The following is a 15815-nucleotide window of genomic DNA, read 5'->3' on the forward strand; positions in this document are numbered from 1 at the left end:
CTTGGACCAGGCTGCCCGGCTTCTGCATTCCGTCTTCGGCTTCCCGGACTTTCGCCCGGGTCAGGCCGAAATCGTGCAATCGGTGCTTGAGGGGCGGAACACCCTGGCCATCATGCCGACGGGCGGGGGGAAGTCGCTCTGCTTCCAGCTGCCGGCCCTTTGCCGTGACGGGGTTACGGTCGTCATCTCTCCGCTCATCGCGCTGATGCGGGACCAGGTCCGCGCCCTGCGCGCGGCGGGGGTCGAGGCCGGGGCGCTGACCTCGGGCAACACCGAGGAGGAAACGGAAGAGGTCTTCCAGGCCATCGACGAGGGCCGGCTGAAGCTTCTCTACATGGCACCCGAGCGGCTGGCCTCGGGCGGGGCGCTGTCGCTCCTGCGGCGGGCGAAGTGCAGCCTGATCGCGGTGGACGAGGCGCATTGCGTCAGCCAGTGGGGCCACGACTTCCGACCCGACTACCTGCGCATCGGCGAGCTGCGCCGGTCGCTGCGGGTGCCCCTGGCGGCCTTCACCGCGACAGCGGACGAGGAGACGCGAGCCGAGATCGTGACGCGGCTTTTCGATGGCGAGGCCCCGGTCACCTTCCTGCGCGGCTTCGACCGGCCGAACATCCACCTCGCCTTCGCCGTGAAGGACAAGCCGCGCGAGCAGATCCTGCGTTTCGCCGCCGCCCGCCGGGGCCAGTCCGGCATCGTCTACTGCGCGACGCGGGCCAAGACCGAGACGCTCGCCCAGGCGCTGCAGGAGGCGCGGCACGAGGCTGTGGCCTATCACGGAGGCATGGAGGCCGAGGAACGCCGCCAGGTCGAGTCCCGCTTCCAGCGCGAGGACGGGCTGATCGTGGTAGCGACCATCGCCTTCGGGATGGGGATCGACAAGCCGGACATCCGCTGGGTGGCACATGCCGACCTGCCGAAGTCGATCGAGGGCTATTACCAGGAAATCGGTCGCGCGGGGCGGGATGGTTCTCCGGCCGAGACAATGACGCTTTACGGCCCCGACGACATCCGCCTGCGACGGTCGCAGATCGACGAGGGCGCGGCCCCGCCGGACCGGAAGGCGGCAGATCATGCGCGGCTGAATGCTCTTCTGGGTCTGGCAGAGGCGCTGGGCTGTCGGCGTCAGGTCTTGCTGGGCTATTTCGGCGAGACGGCGGAACCCTGCGGCAACTGCGACCTCTGCGACCGTCCGGCCCAGCTTTTCGACGCCACAGAGGCGGTGCGGAAGGCGCTCTCTGCAATCCTGCGGACGGGGGAGTGGTTCGGGGCGGGCCATCTGATCGACATCCTGACCGGCACGGCGACGCCCAAGGTGCGCGAGAAGGGGCATGACCAGCTCCCGACCTTCGCGGTGGGCCGCGACCTGTCGAAACCGGCCTGGGGCGCCGTCTTCCGGCAGATGATGGGCCGCGATCTGGTCCGCCCGGACCCCGACCGCCACGGCGCGCTGCGGATGACCGAGGCGGCGCGGCCCGTGCTGCGGGGCGAGGCCTCGGTCACCTTGCGGCGCGACACGGTCGTGGCGGCGGGTGAGCGCGAGCCGGTGGTGCGCGCCCAGGTGGCCGAAGAGGACGCGGGGCTGCTGGCGCTGCTGAAGGCCCGCCGGCGGGCGCTGGCCGAGGCTCAGAACGTGCCGGCCTATGTGGTCTTCCCGGACAAGACTCTGATCGAGATGGCGGAGAAGAAGCCTGCGACGCTGGATCAGATGGCGGGGATCACGGGGGTGGGCGCGCGGAAGCTGGAAAGCTATGGGGCGGCCTTCCTGGAGGTGATCACCGGGGCGGCCGAGGGGCTGCATCCGGCGCGGATGAAGCTTGTTGGCCGGCCGGAGGGGGCGCTGTTCGACCGGCTCGCAGAGGTGCAGCTGGAGCTGTGCCGGGGAGAGGACGGGACGGGGAAGTACCTGACCTGCACCCATTCCACCCTGCGGGCAATCGCGGAGCGGCGGCCCTCGACCCTGGGGGAGTTGCAGGCGATCCAGGGGATGGGGGAGCTGAAGCTGGAGCGGTTCGGAGAGGCGTTCCTGGCGGTCCTGCGCGAGGGCTGACGCACGATCCTGTCCACGCAGGACAGGATTGCGAGGCCTTTCGAATCAATGATTTGATCGCGGACATTAGGGATCGGCTAACCACGTTCCATCCCGGCAAGACGAAGGTGGAGCGGGGATGGTTTGGCCAGCTTGAAGGCCTTGCCAACAAGTGCGGGGCTGGCGTGGCAGTGCCTCCGGCGGGGATACTTGGGCAAAGATGAAAGGAGTGGGTTGCACGAGGTTCCGGGCGACCATGGACCCGCGCGGCCTGCAATCGTCCGGTGCAGCGGACCGAGGGGGCCGCTCGGTCCGTCGTGGGCGCGAGTCTGGCCCGTGGCGCGCTCTGTCGGCCCGTGGCTGAGGCGGGCCGCAGATTGGTCGGTTTGGTGCCGGAGAAGTCCGGCGACCGGCCGGCCCACGCGGAGTGATCTGCTTTGCCCTCAGGCGGCGTTTTCGGCCGGCGCGGCCACGACCGGAGACCTGGCCTCGGGAGGGCAGTATTCGCCAAGCGCGCCTTCGATGGCGGTCTTGCGCAAGGGCTTGGTCAGGTAGCGGTCGATGCCTGCGGCCAGGATCGCCTCGGCGTCGCCCTCCATCGCATGGGCGGTCAGGGCGACGATCGGGACCGTCGCGCCCATCGCGCGGAGGGTGCGGGCGGCTTCCTTGCCGTCCATCTCGGGCATGGAGATGTCCATGAAGATGAGGTCAGGCTTGAAGTCCTGGAACATTTCGACCGCGATGCGGCCGTTGTCGGCAAAGCGCAGGTCGATGTCCATGTCGCGGACCATCTTCTGGAAGACGAGCTGGTTCGTCCGGTTGTCCTCGGCTGCAAGGACGCGCATCTGGCGCAGGTCGACGGGGGCAAGGGGGGCCGCCTCGACCACCGTTTCGACGGCAGGTGCGTTCAGGCCCTGGAGATGGCGGTAGAGGTCCGACCGCAGGATCGGCTTCTGCAGGACCGCGGCGAAGGCGTTGGTCAGGCTATCGAGGCCGGTCGGGTTCGAGCTGAGCAGCATCACCGGAAGGCCGTGTCCCGCAAGCCGAATCTGGTCCAGAAGCTGCACCCCGTCCATTTCCGGCATCGCGTGGTCGGTCAGGACCACGTCATAGCCCGGGTCCTGGGCCAGACGCTCCAGCACCTCGGCGCCGGACCGGCAAAGCGTCACCTCGATCCCGCAGGGCGCAAGCTGGCGTTCCAGGATGGTGCGGTTGATGAACTGGTCGTCCACGGCGATGACCCGCCGGACGGTGACCGGAACCTGGACCGGGGCGGAATCCTCGGCCACCGGAAGGGTGACGCGGAAGCCGAAGCTTGACCCCTGGCCGGGATCGCTGTCGACCCAGACCGCGCCGCCCATGTGTTCGATGAGCCGCCGGGTGATGGCGAGGCCCAGGCCGGTGCCTTCGAACTTGCGGTTCCGCTCATCCTCGACCTGGTTGAACTCGCCGAAGATGTGGTCGAGGTATTCCGGCGCGATGCCGATCCCGGTGTCCTCGACCGTCACGTGCAGGGTCTGGCGGCCCTCCTCGCAATCGACGCCGACCACGCGGGTCAGGACGTGGCCCGTTTCGGTGAACTTCACGGCATTGCCGATCAGGTTCGTCAGGACCTGGCGCAGACGGCCCGGGTCGCCGACGAAACGGGTGGGCAGGAACATGTCGAAGTCGATCATCAGGTCGATGCCCTTTTCCCGCGCGCGGGGCTGGAGGAGCATCGTCACCTCGTGGATCGTGCGTTCGAGGTCGAAGGGTTCGGGACGCAGGGTCAGCCGTTCCGCCTCGATCTTCGAATAGTCGAGGATGTCGTTGATGATGACCAGAAGCGCCTCGCCCGATGACCGGATCGTCTCGGCAAAAAGGCGCTGTTCTTCGGTCAGCGCTGTGTCGCAGAGAAGCTCGGCCATGCCGACGACGCCGTTCATCGGCGTGCGGATCTCGTGGCTCATGTTGGCGAGGAAGGCGGACTTGGCACGGTTCGCGGCCTCGGCGGCCTTGCGGGCGGTGACAAGCTGGGCCTGCTGTTCGCGCATCGCGGTGATGTCGGTGCGCAGGCCGACGCGGCCGCCGTCGGGGGTGACATGGTCGGATTCCAGGATCACCCGGCCCGAGGCGAGCACGCTTTCCTCGACCCGGTCGGCCGCGCGGAAATGCTCAAGCCGCTGGGCAAGCCATTCCTCCTCGCGCCCGACGGCCTCGGGCACGTGGCCGTTCTTCAACCCGTTGCGGAGGAGATCCTCGAACGTCACGCCGGGCAGCATCGCCTCGGCCGAATCGGGGAACATTTCGCGGTAACGCTGATTGCAGGCCAAAAGTCGTTCCTCCCGGTCGAAAAGGACAAAACCATCGGGCAGCACGTCGATGGCGGCCCAGATGCGCATCTGTTCGGTGATGTCGATGGCCAAGGTGACGATGCCGCCATCGTTGGCGCGGCGGTCCTGCAGCTTGATCCAGGTGCCGTTCTTCAGTTTCAGGGTGACGGGTTCGATGCGGTCGGCCTCGATCCGGCTGCGCATCCGCTGGACGAAATCGTAAAGCGGTTCCTCGCCGAGGTCGACGTAGGTCTTCGCGAAGAGGACCAGCATGTCGTCATAGGACACGCCGGGCGCGACGGGCTGGCCGTCGAACCAGGACAGGAAGGCCTGGTTGGCGGTGGCGAGCTTCAGGTTGGCGTCGAAGACGGCAAAGCCGTCGCGGATCGTGTTGATCGCGTCCCAGAGCCTGCGTTCGGCCATCACGGCGGCGGTATGGGCGCGATCGAGGTCCTCGACGAAGCGGAGGTTCTGGTCCTTCAGAAGCTCGGCCTCGGAGAGCGCGGATTTCACCACCTGGCGCTGTTCGACGATCTGGTCCGAGAGCGTGCGGGCGTGGATCGCCAGCTTCTCGTTCGCGGCGAAAAGCTCACGGCTTTTCTGTTCGAGAAGGCGTTCGGCCGCAAGGCGGGCGCGGCGTTCCTTCACGAGACGTTCCGAGAGATCCATTCTGGCCGTGGCGCTGCGATGCCGGGGCGGCCCGACATCCGGTTTTCGCGACTACCCTCGCCGATCAAAATGAACCAAGCCTTAACGGCGACGGGGTTGTCGGCTTGCCTGCCCGGGGCGGGCCATGCGACAGTCGCGGCAATCCATTGCGGGAGGCATTTTCGATGCGCTGGTTTCTGAAGGCTGCGGTGGCGGCGGCGTTCCTTGGCATTTCGGGGCTCGCCCAGGCTCAGGACCTGATTCCCGAGCGCCGCCTTGTCGTGACCCAGGACCAGGACCTGCCGGGAGGCGACATCGCGTCGATCTTCGACACCACGATCGAGGCTTGCGAACGCGCCTGCCTGACCAACGCGCGTTGCACGGCCTATGTGTTCAACTCGAACAAGGGGGCGTGTTTCGTGAAGAACGCGCCGGGCGAGGGGACGTTCTTCGCGGGGGCCTTCTCGGCCACGGTCATCGAGGCGGATGCGGCGGTGCGGGCGGCGGCGGCCGAGCGGCGGGCCGAGCTGGCCTTTCTGCCGGACTGGGACATCCAGCCCGCCTTCGAGCAGGCGCAGGGGCTGGGGCGGCAGCACACGACGGGGCCGTGGTCGGCCGAGGAGCACCTGACGGCGGCGGCCGAGGCCGAGGGGCGGGGCGACTGGGCGGGGGCGGCGGCTTTCACGGGCGCGGCGCTGAACCTGACCGATGACGCGGCGACCTGGGGTGAATTTGCCCGGCGGCAGCTGCAGGCGGGGATCGCGGACCAGAACCAGTCGGGTTATTTCTTCTACCAGGCGATGCTGTCCTCGGTGAACGCTTACCTCAGGGCAGAGAACCCGGCCCTTCGCCATACGATCCTGGTCACGATGGCCGACGTGCTGGAGCGGAACGGGCGGGGGCGGGATACCGTCAGCGCGCTGAAGCTGGCGCAGTCGCTGCAGGAGCGGGTGGATACGGCGGCCCTTCTGGATCAGGCGATCGGGAAATACGGCTTCCGGATCGCCGAAACGCTGGTGCAGTCTGACCTCGCCCGCCCGCGGATCTGCGCGACCTTCAGCGAAGACCTCGTGGCTTCGGGCGTCGACTACTCGACCTTCGTGCAGCTGAACGACCCCGGCCTGACAGTAGAGAGCGGCGGCTGGCGGCAGCTTTGCGTGGCGGGGCTGGAGCATGGCAAGCGCTACAGCGTCACCTTCCGCGAGGGGCTGCCTGCGGCCGATGGCCAGGTGATGGCGAAATCGGTCGAGATCACGCAATACGTCCGCGACCGCGCGCCCGGGGTGAAGTTCCCGGGAAGGGGCTATGTGCTGCCGAAGGCGGGTGATCCGGCGCTGCCGGTGCAGACGGTGAACACCGAAAAGCTGGACCTGGAACTCTACCGGGTGACGGACCGGAACCTGCTGCGCTCGATCCAGGACTACTACTTCGGCGCGCCGATCAACGTCTATTCCGAGGAGTATTTCGCCGACACCGTGGGCGAAAGCCTGTGGACCGGGTCCGCGACGGTGGGCCAGGAGGTGAACAAGGACGTCACCACGCGGCTCCCGATGGGCGAAGCGCTGGAGGGGCTTCCGGCGGGCATCTATGCGCTGAAGGCCTCGGTGCCGGGGGTTGATCCCTACAACATCCCGCCGGCCTGGCAGTGGTTCGTGATCTCGGACCTTGGGGTCACCACGATGTCGGGGACGGACGGGCTGCATGTCTTTGTCCGCTCGCTGGGGACGGCTGGGGCCAAACCCGGCGTGACGGTAGAGCTTTTGAACCGCGCCAATACGGTGTTGGGCACGGCCACCACGGATGACCAGGGCTATGCGCGCTTCGACGCCGGCCTGACGCGGGGGACGGGGGGCTCGGCCCCGGCGATGGTGGTGGTCAAGGAGGCAGACACCGACATCGCCTTCCTGTCGCTGACCGATCCGGAGTTTGACCTGTCCGACCGTGGGGTCGAGGGGCGCGAGGCGGCTCCGCCCGTCGACGTGTTCGTGACGACCGACCGGGGGGCCTATCGCGCTGGGGAGACGGTCTATGTCACTGCGCTTGCCCGCGATGCGGAGCAGGCGGCGGTCGAAGGTCTGCCGTTGACGGCGGTCCTCAAGCGGCCCGACGGCGTGGAGTATTCCCGCCAGCAGGTCGACGACTTCGGCGCGGGCGGGCATGTGTTCTCGCTCCCCATCGCGGGGTCGGCCCCAAGGGGCGTTTGGCGGCTGGAGATGTTCGCCGACCTGGAGGCCCCGGCCTTGGCGTCGAAGACTTTCCTCGTCGAGGATTTCCTGCCGGAACGGATCGACTTTGACCTGACGCTGGCCGATGCGCCCTTGCTGGTCGGGCAGGATTCGGCGGTCGATCTGACGGTGGCGGCGAAGTACCTGTTCGGTGCCCCCGGCGCGGGGCTGGCCATCGAGGGCGAGGTTCTGCTGCGTGCGGCGGATGGGCTGGCGGCCTTCCCCGGCTATGTCTTTGGTCGCCACGACCAGCCTTTCAGCGCGCAGATGTCGTCGCTGAACGGGGGCGAGACGGATGAGGCGGGCAATGCCACGATCCCGGTCTTCCTGCCGCAGATCGAAGACCCGCACCGCCCGCTGGAGGCCCGCGTGACGATCCGCGTGGCCGAAGGATCGGGCCGGCCGGTGGAGCGGCAAGTGACCAAGGCGGTGACCTCGGCAGAACCGATGATCGGGGTGAAGCCGATGTTCGATGGCGTGGCCCCGGAAGGCGGCGAGGCGCGGTTCCAGCTGCTGGCGGTGCAGGGTGAGGCGGCAGTCGATCTGCCGTTGAAGTGGACCGTCAACCGGGTGCAATACGACTACCAGTGGTACCAAAGCTACGGCAACTGGAGCTGGGAGCCGGTGGTCAGCCGCGCGGTGGTGGCCGAGGGCGAGGCGACTTTGGGAACCTCTCCGGTCGAGATTTCGGCGGACGTGACCTGGGGGACCTTTGAGGTCGTGGTCACGGCGGCGGATGGCGGCAAGGCTTCGACCTCGATGGAGTTCTGGGCCGGCTGGTATGCGCCCGCGGATGCTTCGGCGACGCCGGACACGCTGGAGCTGTCCTTGGACAAGCCCGCGTACAAGCCGGGCGACACCGCTACGCTGCGGATCGTGCCGCGGGCGGCGGGGACGGCGCTGGTGACGGTGCTGTCGAACCGGCTGGTGGCGATGCAGGCGGTGGAGGTGAAGGAAGGCGAAAACCTGATTTCGCTGCCCGTGACCGACGAATGGGGCGCGGGGGTCTATGTGACGGCCTCGGTCCTGCGGCCGATGGACGTGGCAGCGGGCCGCAACCCGGCGCGGGCGCTGGGGCTGACCCATGCCTCGATTGATCCGGGTGCGCGCGCGCTTTCGGCCAAGGTCGAGATGGCGGCTGAGGCGGCTCCCCGTGGGCCGCTGGATGTGGCAGTGAAGGTCGACGGCGTGGCGGCGGGCGAGACGGCCTATGTCACCATCGCGGCGGTGGATGTGGGCATCCTGAACCTGACCGGGTTCGAGGCGCCGGACCCGCAGGGCCACTACTTCGGCCAGCGGAGGCTGGGCGTCGGCATCCGCGACATCTACGGCCGGCTGATCGACGGGCTGAACGGGGCCACGGGTGAGGTCCGCTCGGGTGGTGATGCGGGCGCGCAGGCGCGGTTGCAGGCGCCTCCGCCCACAGAGGAACTGGTGGCCTATTTCACCGGGCCGGTCGAGGTGGGCGCGGATGGCTATGCGCGCACGACGTTCGACCTGCCGTCCTTCAACGGGACGGTGAAGGTGATGGCCGTTGCCTGGTCGAAGACCGGGGTCGGGCAGGCGAGCGCCGACGTGCTGGTGCGCGATCCGGTCGTGGTGACGGCCTCGGTGCCGCGCTTCCTGTCTCCAGGCGATACCTCGCGGCTGCTCTTGGAGGTGGTCCATGCGACGGGGCCGTCGGGCCGGATGAGCCTGGACGTGACGGCCAACGGGCTGACCCTGGGCGAAGTGCCCTCGGGCTTTGACCTGGGCGACAAGGCCAAGGCGGTGTTCGAGGTGCCGGTGACGGCGGGGGATGTCGGGGTCCGGACCATCGACATTTCGCTGACGACGCCGGACGGGAAGGTCTTGAAGAAGACGCTGACCATCCCGGTGCAGGTGAACGACCCGGAAGTGGCGAAGATCAGCCGGTTGGAGCTTGCCTCGGGCCAGACCTTCACCTTCGACGAGAACGTCTTTGCCGGGCTGGTGCCGGGGTCGGGGAAAGCCACGATGGCGATCGGCCCCTTGGCGCGGCTGAATGCTCCTGGGTTGCTGGCGGCCTTGGACCGGTATCCCTATGGCTGCACCGAGCAGATGACGTCCCGCGCGCTGCCGCTTCTCTACTTCGACGAAGTGGCGCGGGTGATGGACCTTGAAGGGGACGCCGAGATCTCGGGCCGGATCAACGAGGCGATCGTGGAGATCCTTGCGAACCAGTCCTCCACGGGCGGTTTCGGGCTGTGGGGGCCGGGCGAGGGCGACTTCTGGCTGGACGCCTATGTCACCGATTTCCTGAGCCGGGCCAAGGCGCAAGGTTACGCGGTGCCCGACGTGGCGTTCAAGTCGGCGCTGGCGAACCTGCGGAACCAGGTGAACTACGCGCCCGACTTCAGCGCCGAAACCAACGGCGGCGGCGAGGCTTTGGCCTATGCGCTGATGGTGCTGGCGCGGGAAGGCGCGGCGGCGATTGGCGACCTGCGCTACTATGCTGACGTGAAGGGCGATGATTTCGCGACCCCCTTGGCGATGGGTCAGGTGGGGGCGGCGCTGGCCTCTTACGGCGACCAGGCGCGGGCGGATGCGATGTTCCGCAAGGCCGTGGCGAAGATGGAGGCCGAGGCGCCAGAGCAGGGCCAGGTCTGGCGGGTGGACTATGGCACGCGCTACCGCGATACGGCGGCGCTTCTGACGCTGGCGGTGGAGGCCGGGTCGAACGCGGTGGACCGCGAGGCGCTGACGGACCGGCTGGTGGCGCGGGGTGGCAACCTCTCGACCCAGGAGACGACCTGGACGCTGCTCGCGGCAAACGCGCTGATCGACCGGCCGGATGTGCAGGGCGTGACCATTGACGGGAAGCCTGCCGATGGGCCTCTGGTCCGCGTGCTGGACGCAGGCTCGGTGACGCCGGTGGTGGTCAGGAACGACGGGCCGGACACGACGGTCACGGTGACCACTTATGGTGTGCCTTCGGAACCGGAACCGGCAGGTGGGAACGGCTATGCGATCACCCGCAGCTACTTCTCCATGGCAGGCGAGCCTGTCGCGCTGGAGAATGTGGCGGCGGGGACGCGGATGGTGGTGGTGCTCGAGGTCACTCCGTTCAGCTATGGCGAGGCGCGGCTGATGGTCAGTGACCCGCTGCCCGCGGGGTTCGAGATCGACAATCCGAACCTGATGTCGGCCGGGTCCACGTCCGAACTGTCGTGGCTGGATAGCCTGCAGGACGTGGCGCATTCCGAGTTCCGGCAGGACCGCTTCCTTACGGCGGTGGACTGGCGCGCGGATCAGCCGTTCAAGCTCGCCTACGTCGTCCGCGCCGTCAGCCCCGGCACGTTCCACCACCCGGCGGCCTCGGTCGAGGACATGTACCGCCCCGACTTCCGGGCCAGAAGCGAGACGGGCGAGGTGACGATCGTCAAGTGAGCCTCCGGCGCGCATATGCGCCTCCCCTCCCCCGCGTGGGGAGGGGATGGGGGTGGGGGGCACCTGGCGTTGACCTCCCTACCCGGGGAAGGCTTGGCGCCTGGGAGGGGTCGTGGTCATGATCCGCGCGCGTTGGATCCTCTGCCTTGCTATCAGCCTTTGGCTCGGCGCCCTGGGCCGGGACCGCTTCGACGCCTGGGTCGCCGCGACGGTCCTGCCGCCCCTGGCGCTGGAGATGTCGGTCGAGGTGCTGGACCGCGACGGCGACCTTCTGCGTGCCTATACGGTGGCCGATGGCCGCTGGCGGCTGGCCCTGCCGCCGGACAAGGTCGATCCGAAGTATTTGCGGATGCTTCTCGCCTATGAGGACAAGCGGTTCTACGTCCACGCGGGCGTCGACCCGCGGTCGCTGACGCGGGCGGTCCTGCAGGCCTTGTGGAACGGCCGCGTCATCTCGGGCGGGTCCACGTTGACCATGCAGGTCGCGCGGCTGCTGGAGGAGGGCACCACGGGCGAGGTCGGAGGCAAGCTGCGGCAGATGCGGGTGGCGCTTGCCTTGGAGCGGCGGCTGTCCAAGGACCAGATCCTGCAGCTTTACCTGCATCTTGCGCCCTTCGGCGGGAACCTGGAGGGGGTGCGGGCGGCCTCGATCAGTTATTTCGGGAAAGAGCCCTACCGGCTGACCCCGGCCGAGGCGGCGCTTCTTGTCGCGATCCCGCAGTCCCCCGAAAGCCGCCGACCGGACCGGGCCGCCGACCGGGCCGAGGCGGCGCGGAACCGGGTGCTGGCGCGGGCGGTGGGCGAGGGGGTGCTGGACCCCGAAGAGGCAGAGGCTGCACTGCGCGAGGCGGTGCCGGGCCTCAGGAAGCCCTTCCCGGCGCTGGCCCCGCACCTGGCGGATCAGGCGCGGGCCGAAAAGCCGCAGGTTGTGGCGCATCGGCTGACCATCGACGGGGACCTGCAGCGGAAGCTGGAGGCGCTGGCGCTGGAGGCGGTCGAGGGCCGGGGCGAGCGATTGCAGGTGGCGATCCTGGTGGCGGACCATGCTTCGGGGGAGATTTTGGCGAGCGTGGGCTCGGCGGGCTATCAGGCCGACCTGCGGCAGGGGTTCGTGGACATGACGCAGGCGCTTCGGTCGCCGGGGTCGACGCTGAAACCGCTGGTCTATGCCTTGGCCTTCGACGACGGCCTTGGCCATCCCGAGACGATGATCGACGACAGGCCGATGGCCTTCGGCACCTATGCGCCGCAGAACTTCGACAAGCTCTACATGGGCACGATCCGGATGCGCGAGGCCTTGCAGCTGTCGCGGAACATCCCGGTGGTGGCGCTGACCGATGCGATGGGACCGGCCAGGCTGATCTCGGCAATGGAGAAGGCGGGGATGAAGCCCGTATTTCCCGGCGATCAGCCGGGGCTGGCCATCGCGCTGGGCGGGGTCGGGGTCACGCTGTCGGACATGGTGCAGCTTTATGCGGCCATCGCGCGGGGCGGGGTGGTGCGGCCTCTGTCGTATCGGCTGGACTCCGAGGTGCCCGAGGGGCAGCGCGTGGTTTCCGAAGTCGCGGCCTGGCAGGTCGGCGACATCCTGGCAGGGCTGGCCCCGCCGCCCGGCGCGCCTTCGAACCGGCTGGCGTACAAGACCGGGACCTCCTATGGGCACCGCGACGCCTGGGCGATCGGCTTCGATGGCAAGCATGTGGTGGGCGTCTGGATGGGCCGGGCCGACGGGACGCCGGTGCCGGGGGCCTTCGGCGCGGATGTCGCGGCGCCCGTGCTGTTCCAGGCCTTCAACCGGCTGAAGCGTGAGCTGGACCCGCAGGGGCCTGCGCCTGCCTCGACGCTGCTGGTTGCGAATGCGGAACTGCCGCAGCCGCTGCAACGGTTCAAGTCCCGGTCCGCAGCCTTCGAAGCGGCGGCAGACGCCCCCGCCGTGGCCTTCCCGCCGGACGGGGCGGAGGTGGAGCTTTTGCCCGCCGGGTTGAAAGTGCGGGTCACGGGGGGGACGGCACCCTTCACCTGGCTCGCGGACGGGGTGCCGGTGATCGTCGGGTCAGACGCGCGTGAGGAGATGCTGGCCCTGCCGGGCGAGGGCTTCGTGACGCTCAGCGTGATCGACGCAGAAGGGCGGTCGGCCCGGTCGCAGGTCCGGGTGCGCTGACGCGCGGTGGGCGGATCGCCCATTCTACGCGGGACGAGGTGGTTGTGATGCCGGTCCCGGTGCCGTAACCGGGGCGCAAACCGTCCCGATTGAAGAGACCCCCATGACCCAAGCCAGACGCATCGTCCTGTCCAGCGACCACGCGGCCATTTCCCTGCGCCTTGCCATCGCCGCGCATCTGGCAGGCAAGGGCCATACGGTGGTCGACATCGGCCCCACCAGCCCGGAAAGCACGCATTAAACCGCGCATGGCGAGGCAGCGGCGCGGCGCGTGGCCTCGGGCGACTGCGACCTGGGGATCGTGCTCTGCGGCACCGGGCAGGGGATCATGATGGCGGCGAACAAGGTCCGCGGCATTCGCTGCGGCGTCTGTTCCGATACGTTCTCGGCCCGGATGATCCGGATGCACAACGATGCCAACATGCTGTCGCTGGGCGCGCGGGTGGTGGGCGAGGGCCTGGCGCTGGAGATCGTTGACGCGTTCCTTGGGGCCGAGTTCGAGGGCGGGCGCCACGCCCTGCGCGTCCGGATGATCGACGCGCTGGAGGGGTGAGCGGCGGGCGCGGCTCCTCGTGCGCCGGAGTTTTCGAAAACTCCGGAACAGAGCCTTTGAAGGCTCCGATCCGATTTCTTCGAAGAAATCGGTCAGGCGCGCTCGATCGCCAGCGCGATGCCCTGCCCGCCGCCGATGCACATGGTGATCAGCGCGGTGCGCCCGCCGGAGCGTTCCAGCTCGTGCAGGGCCTTCACGACGAGGATCGCGCCCGTCGCGCCCACCGGGTGGCCAAGCGCGATAGCCCCGCCGTTGGGGTTCACGCGCGCCGGGTCGAGGTCCAGCGCGCGGGAAACGGCCAGGGCCTGGGCCGCAAAGGCCTCGTTCGATTCCACGACGTCGAAGGACTGCGGATTGACGCCCAGCTTCCGGCATAGCGCTTGCACGGCGGGGATCGGGCCAAGGCCCATGACCTTTGGGTCCACTCCCGCCAGTGCATAGCCCATGATCCGGGCGCGCGAGCCCTTGTCGCTGCGGGAAAGGACCAGCGCCGCGGCGCCGTCGTTGATGCCCGAGGCGTTGCCCGCCGTGACCGTGCCGTCCTTTTGGAAGGCCGGTTTCAGGCCGGAAAGCGCCTCAAGGCTGGTGGTCTTGGGGTGTTCGTCAACGGCGAAGGTGACGGGGCCTTTCTTGCCGCCAATTTCCACCGGCACGATCTGATCCGCGAACCGCCCTTCGGCGATGGCGCGTGCGGCGCGTGTCTGTGACTCCAGCGCGAAGGCATCCTGGTCTTCCCGAGTAATGCCATGCGCCGCTGCCACGTTCTCGGCCGTCACGCCCATGTGCCCGGTCCCGAACGGGCAGGTCAGCGCGCCGGTCATCATGTCCAGGGCCCGCGTGTCGCCCATCTTCTGCCCGAAGCGCGCGGCGGGAAGGATGTAGGGTGATCGGCTCATGCACTCGGCGCCCCCGGCCAGCGCCATCTCGGCGTCGCCCAGCATCAGGGCCTGCACCGCCGAGACCACGGCCTGCGCGCCGGATCCGCAGAGGCGGTTGACGTTCATCGCGGGCGTCGTCTCCGGGATTCCTGCATTCATCGCCATGACGCGGGAAAGGTACATGTCGCGGGGTTCGGTGTTGATGACGTGGCCCATCACGACCTGACCGATCTGCGCGCCCTCCACCCCCGCGCGGGCCAGTGCGGCCTTGGCGGCATGGGTCGCGATGTCGATGGGCGGCAGCGCGGACAAAGAGCCGCCGAAGCCGCCGATGGCGGTGCGGGTGGCAGAGAGGATATGGATCTCGGTCATGGGGGCCTCCGGCGTTTCGTCCAGTTTGCATGAACTGGGGGCGGTTGCAGAGAGGACGTCGCGTCACGCCCGCCATTGACATGCGTGGGCGGTCAGGGTTGATCGGGCGCACCAACGGGAGAGCGACGTGAAAGACCTGATCCGGGCCAATGCGGGGCTGCTGTTTGCCGGGGTGGCGACCTTCATCCTCATGGGGGCGGGTCAGGCGCTGTTCGGGCCGGCCCTGCCGGTCTATGTCCGCGACTTCGCGCTGGGAGAGGGCGAGGCGGGGCTTTTCGTGGCGCTCCTCTGGGTCGGCTGCTTCCTGGGCGTGGGCTTCATGTTCTTCAAGGGCGCACTGGTCGGGCCGCGGCACACGCTGGCGGTGATGGCCGCCGGGATGGGCCTCATGGCGGCCGAAGCGGGCTGGATCCTCACCTTTGCGGGTGGGATGTTCTTTGGCATGGGCTACGGCATGGCGACGGCGGTGTTCAACCCGCGGGTCATGCGGGCCTTCGGGACGCGCGGGCCGTCGATGCTGAGCCTTCTGAACGCGACCTTCGGGGTGGGGGCGATCGCCGCGCCGCTGGTCTTCGTCTGGCTCGGCAGCGACCCGGCCTGGACCTTCGGACTGGTCGCCCTGGCGCTGGTGGCGGTCTTCGCGCTGGCCGGACCGGCGGGGCGCGAGAGCGTGGCGGTCGAAGGGCCGGTCAAGGCCTTCCGGCCGCATTGGGGGATCCTCGCCTTCGGGGCCCTGGCCATCGGGATGGAGGCAAGCCTTGCGGGCCTTGGCCCCACCGCGCTGATCCGCGCCGGGATCGAGGAGACGCGGGCCGCGCAGCTTCTGTCGGCCTTCTTCGTGGTGTTCCTGCTGGCTCGGGTGGTCCTGATCTTCATCGCGCACCGGGTGGAGCCCTTCGTCCTTTACACGCTCTCCATCGGTTCGGCGGCCCTCTTCGCGCTGGGGGCGGCGGTCTGGACTCCGGCGATCTGCTTCGTGGCGATGGGGGCCTCGGCGGGGGTGTTCTTCCCGGGATACTACGTGACCGCAAGCGGCAAGATGGGCGAGGACCTCCGCGTGCCGCCGACCATCGTCGCGGCGGGCCTCGTCGGGGCCATCGCGACCCCGCTGATCCTGGCACCGCTGGTCGCGGGCATGGGCGAGCGGGGGTTCTTCTGGGTCAGCGCGGCCCTTCTCGGGACGGCGACGGCGCTGGCGCTTCTGTCGCTACGAAGGATGAAGGTCTGAGACC

Annotated in this window: 6 protein-coding genes and 1 pseudogene; 5 read left to right on the plus strand and 2 right to left on the minus strand. The window is 68.7% G+C overall.

The genetic code is table 11. From position 1 onward, the window contains the following. Position 1 precedes the first annotated feature (1 nt). Positions 2 to 2047, plus strand: a complete 2046-nt coding sequence (gene recQ / locus ACE3Q6_RS15865; RefSeq protein ID WP_374434393.1) for a DNA helicase RecQ — start codon at positions 2 to 4, stop codon at positions 2045 to 2047. 422 nt (positions 2048 to 2469) lie between these two features. On the opposite strand, the gene ACE3Q6_RS15870 is transcribed toward recQ, so the two are convergent. Further along, positions 2470 to 5007 carry a response regulator gene (locus ACE3Q6_RS15870; RefSeq protein ID WP_374434395.1) on the minus strand — a complete coding sequence of 846 codons (2538 nt, stop codon included), beginning with the start codon at positions 5005 to 5007 and terminating at the stop codon, positions 2470 to 2472. 164 nt (positions 5008 to 5171) lie between these two features. Between ACE3Q6_RS15870 and ACE3Q6_RS15875 the strand changes: the two genes are divergently transcribed. The 3 genes and pseudogenes from ACE3Q6_RS15875 to rpiB all read left to right on the plus strand — a co-directional run bounded on the left by ACE3Q6_RS15875 (position 5172) and on the right by rpiB (position 13333). Further along, positions 5172 to 10619, plus strand: coding sequence for an alpha-2-macroglobulin family protein (locus tag ACE3Q6_RS15875; protein ID WP_374434397.1), 5448 nt, complete (start codon positions 5172 to 5174; stop codon positions 10617 to 10619). A 118-nt stretch (positions 10620 to 10737) separates the two neighbouring features. Continuing rightward, on the plus strand, positions 10738 to 12780 hold the full coding sequence (gene pbpC, locus ACE3Q6_RS15880) for a penicillin-binding protein 1C (protein ID WP_374434401.1): 2043 nt from the start codon (positions 10738 to 10740) through the stop codon (positions 12778 to 12780). A gap of 103 nt (positions 12781 to 12883) precedes the next feature. Next, a pseudogene (gene rpiB / locus ACE3Q6_RS15885) lies at positions 12884 to 13333 on the plus strand (ribose 5-phosphate isomerase B). Positions 13334 to 13425: 92 nt separating this feature from the next. Here rpiB and bktB read toward each other — a convergent pair. Further along, positions 13426 to 14583, minus strand: coding sequence for a beta-ketothiolase BktB (bktB, locus tag ACE3Q6_RS15890; protein ID WP_374434403.1), 1158 nt, complete (start codon positions 14581 to 14583; stop codon positions 13426 to 13428). A 127-nt stretch (positions 14584 to 14710) separates the two neighbouring features. Here bktB and ACE3Q6_RS15895 point away from each other — a divergent pair, with 127 nt between their 5' ends. Further along, a complete protein-coding gene (locus ACE3Q6_RS15895) occupies positions 14711 to 15811 on the plus strand; it encodes a sugar MFS transporter (RefSeq protein ID WP_374434405.1) in 1101 nt (366 codons plus the stop codon). The last annotated feature ends 4 nt before the right edge of the window (positions 15812 to 15815 follow it).

The organism is Tabrizicola sp., assembly GCF_041913445.1.
GTDB lineage: Bacteria > Pseudomonadota > Alphaproteobacteria > Rhodobacterales > Rhodobacteraceae > Tabrizicola.

Excerpts from the sequence above, each read along its gene's own strand:
- ACE3Q6_RS15870 (WP_374434395.1), bottom strand. The coding sequence starts at position 5,007 with ATGGATCTCTCGGAACGTCTCGTGAAGGAACGCCGCGCCCGCCTTGCG.
- ACE3Q6_RS15875 (WP_374434397.1), top strand. The coding sequence starts at position 5,172 with ATGCGCTGGTTTCTGAAGGCTGCGGTGGCGGCGGCGTTCCTTGGCATT.
- pbpC (WP_374434401.1), top strand. The coding sequence starts at position 10,738 with ATGATCCGCGCGCGTTGGATCCTCTGCCTTGCTATCAGCCTTTGGCTC.
- bktB (WP_374434403.1), bottom strand. The coding sequence starts at position 14,583 with ATGACCGAGATCCATATCCTCTCTGCCACCCGCACCGCCATCGGCGGC.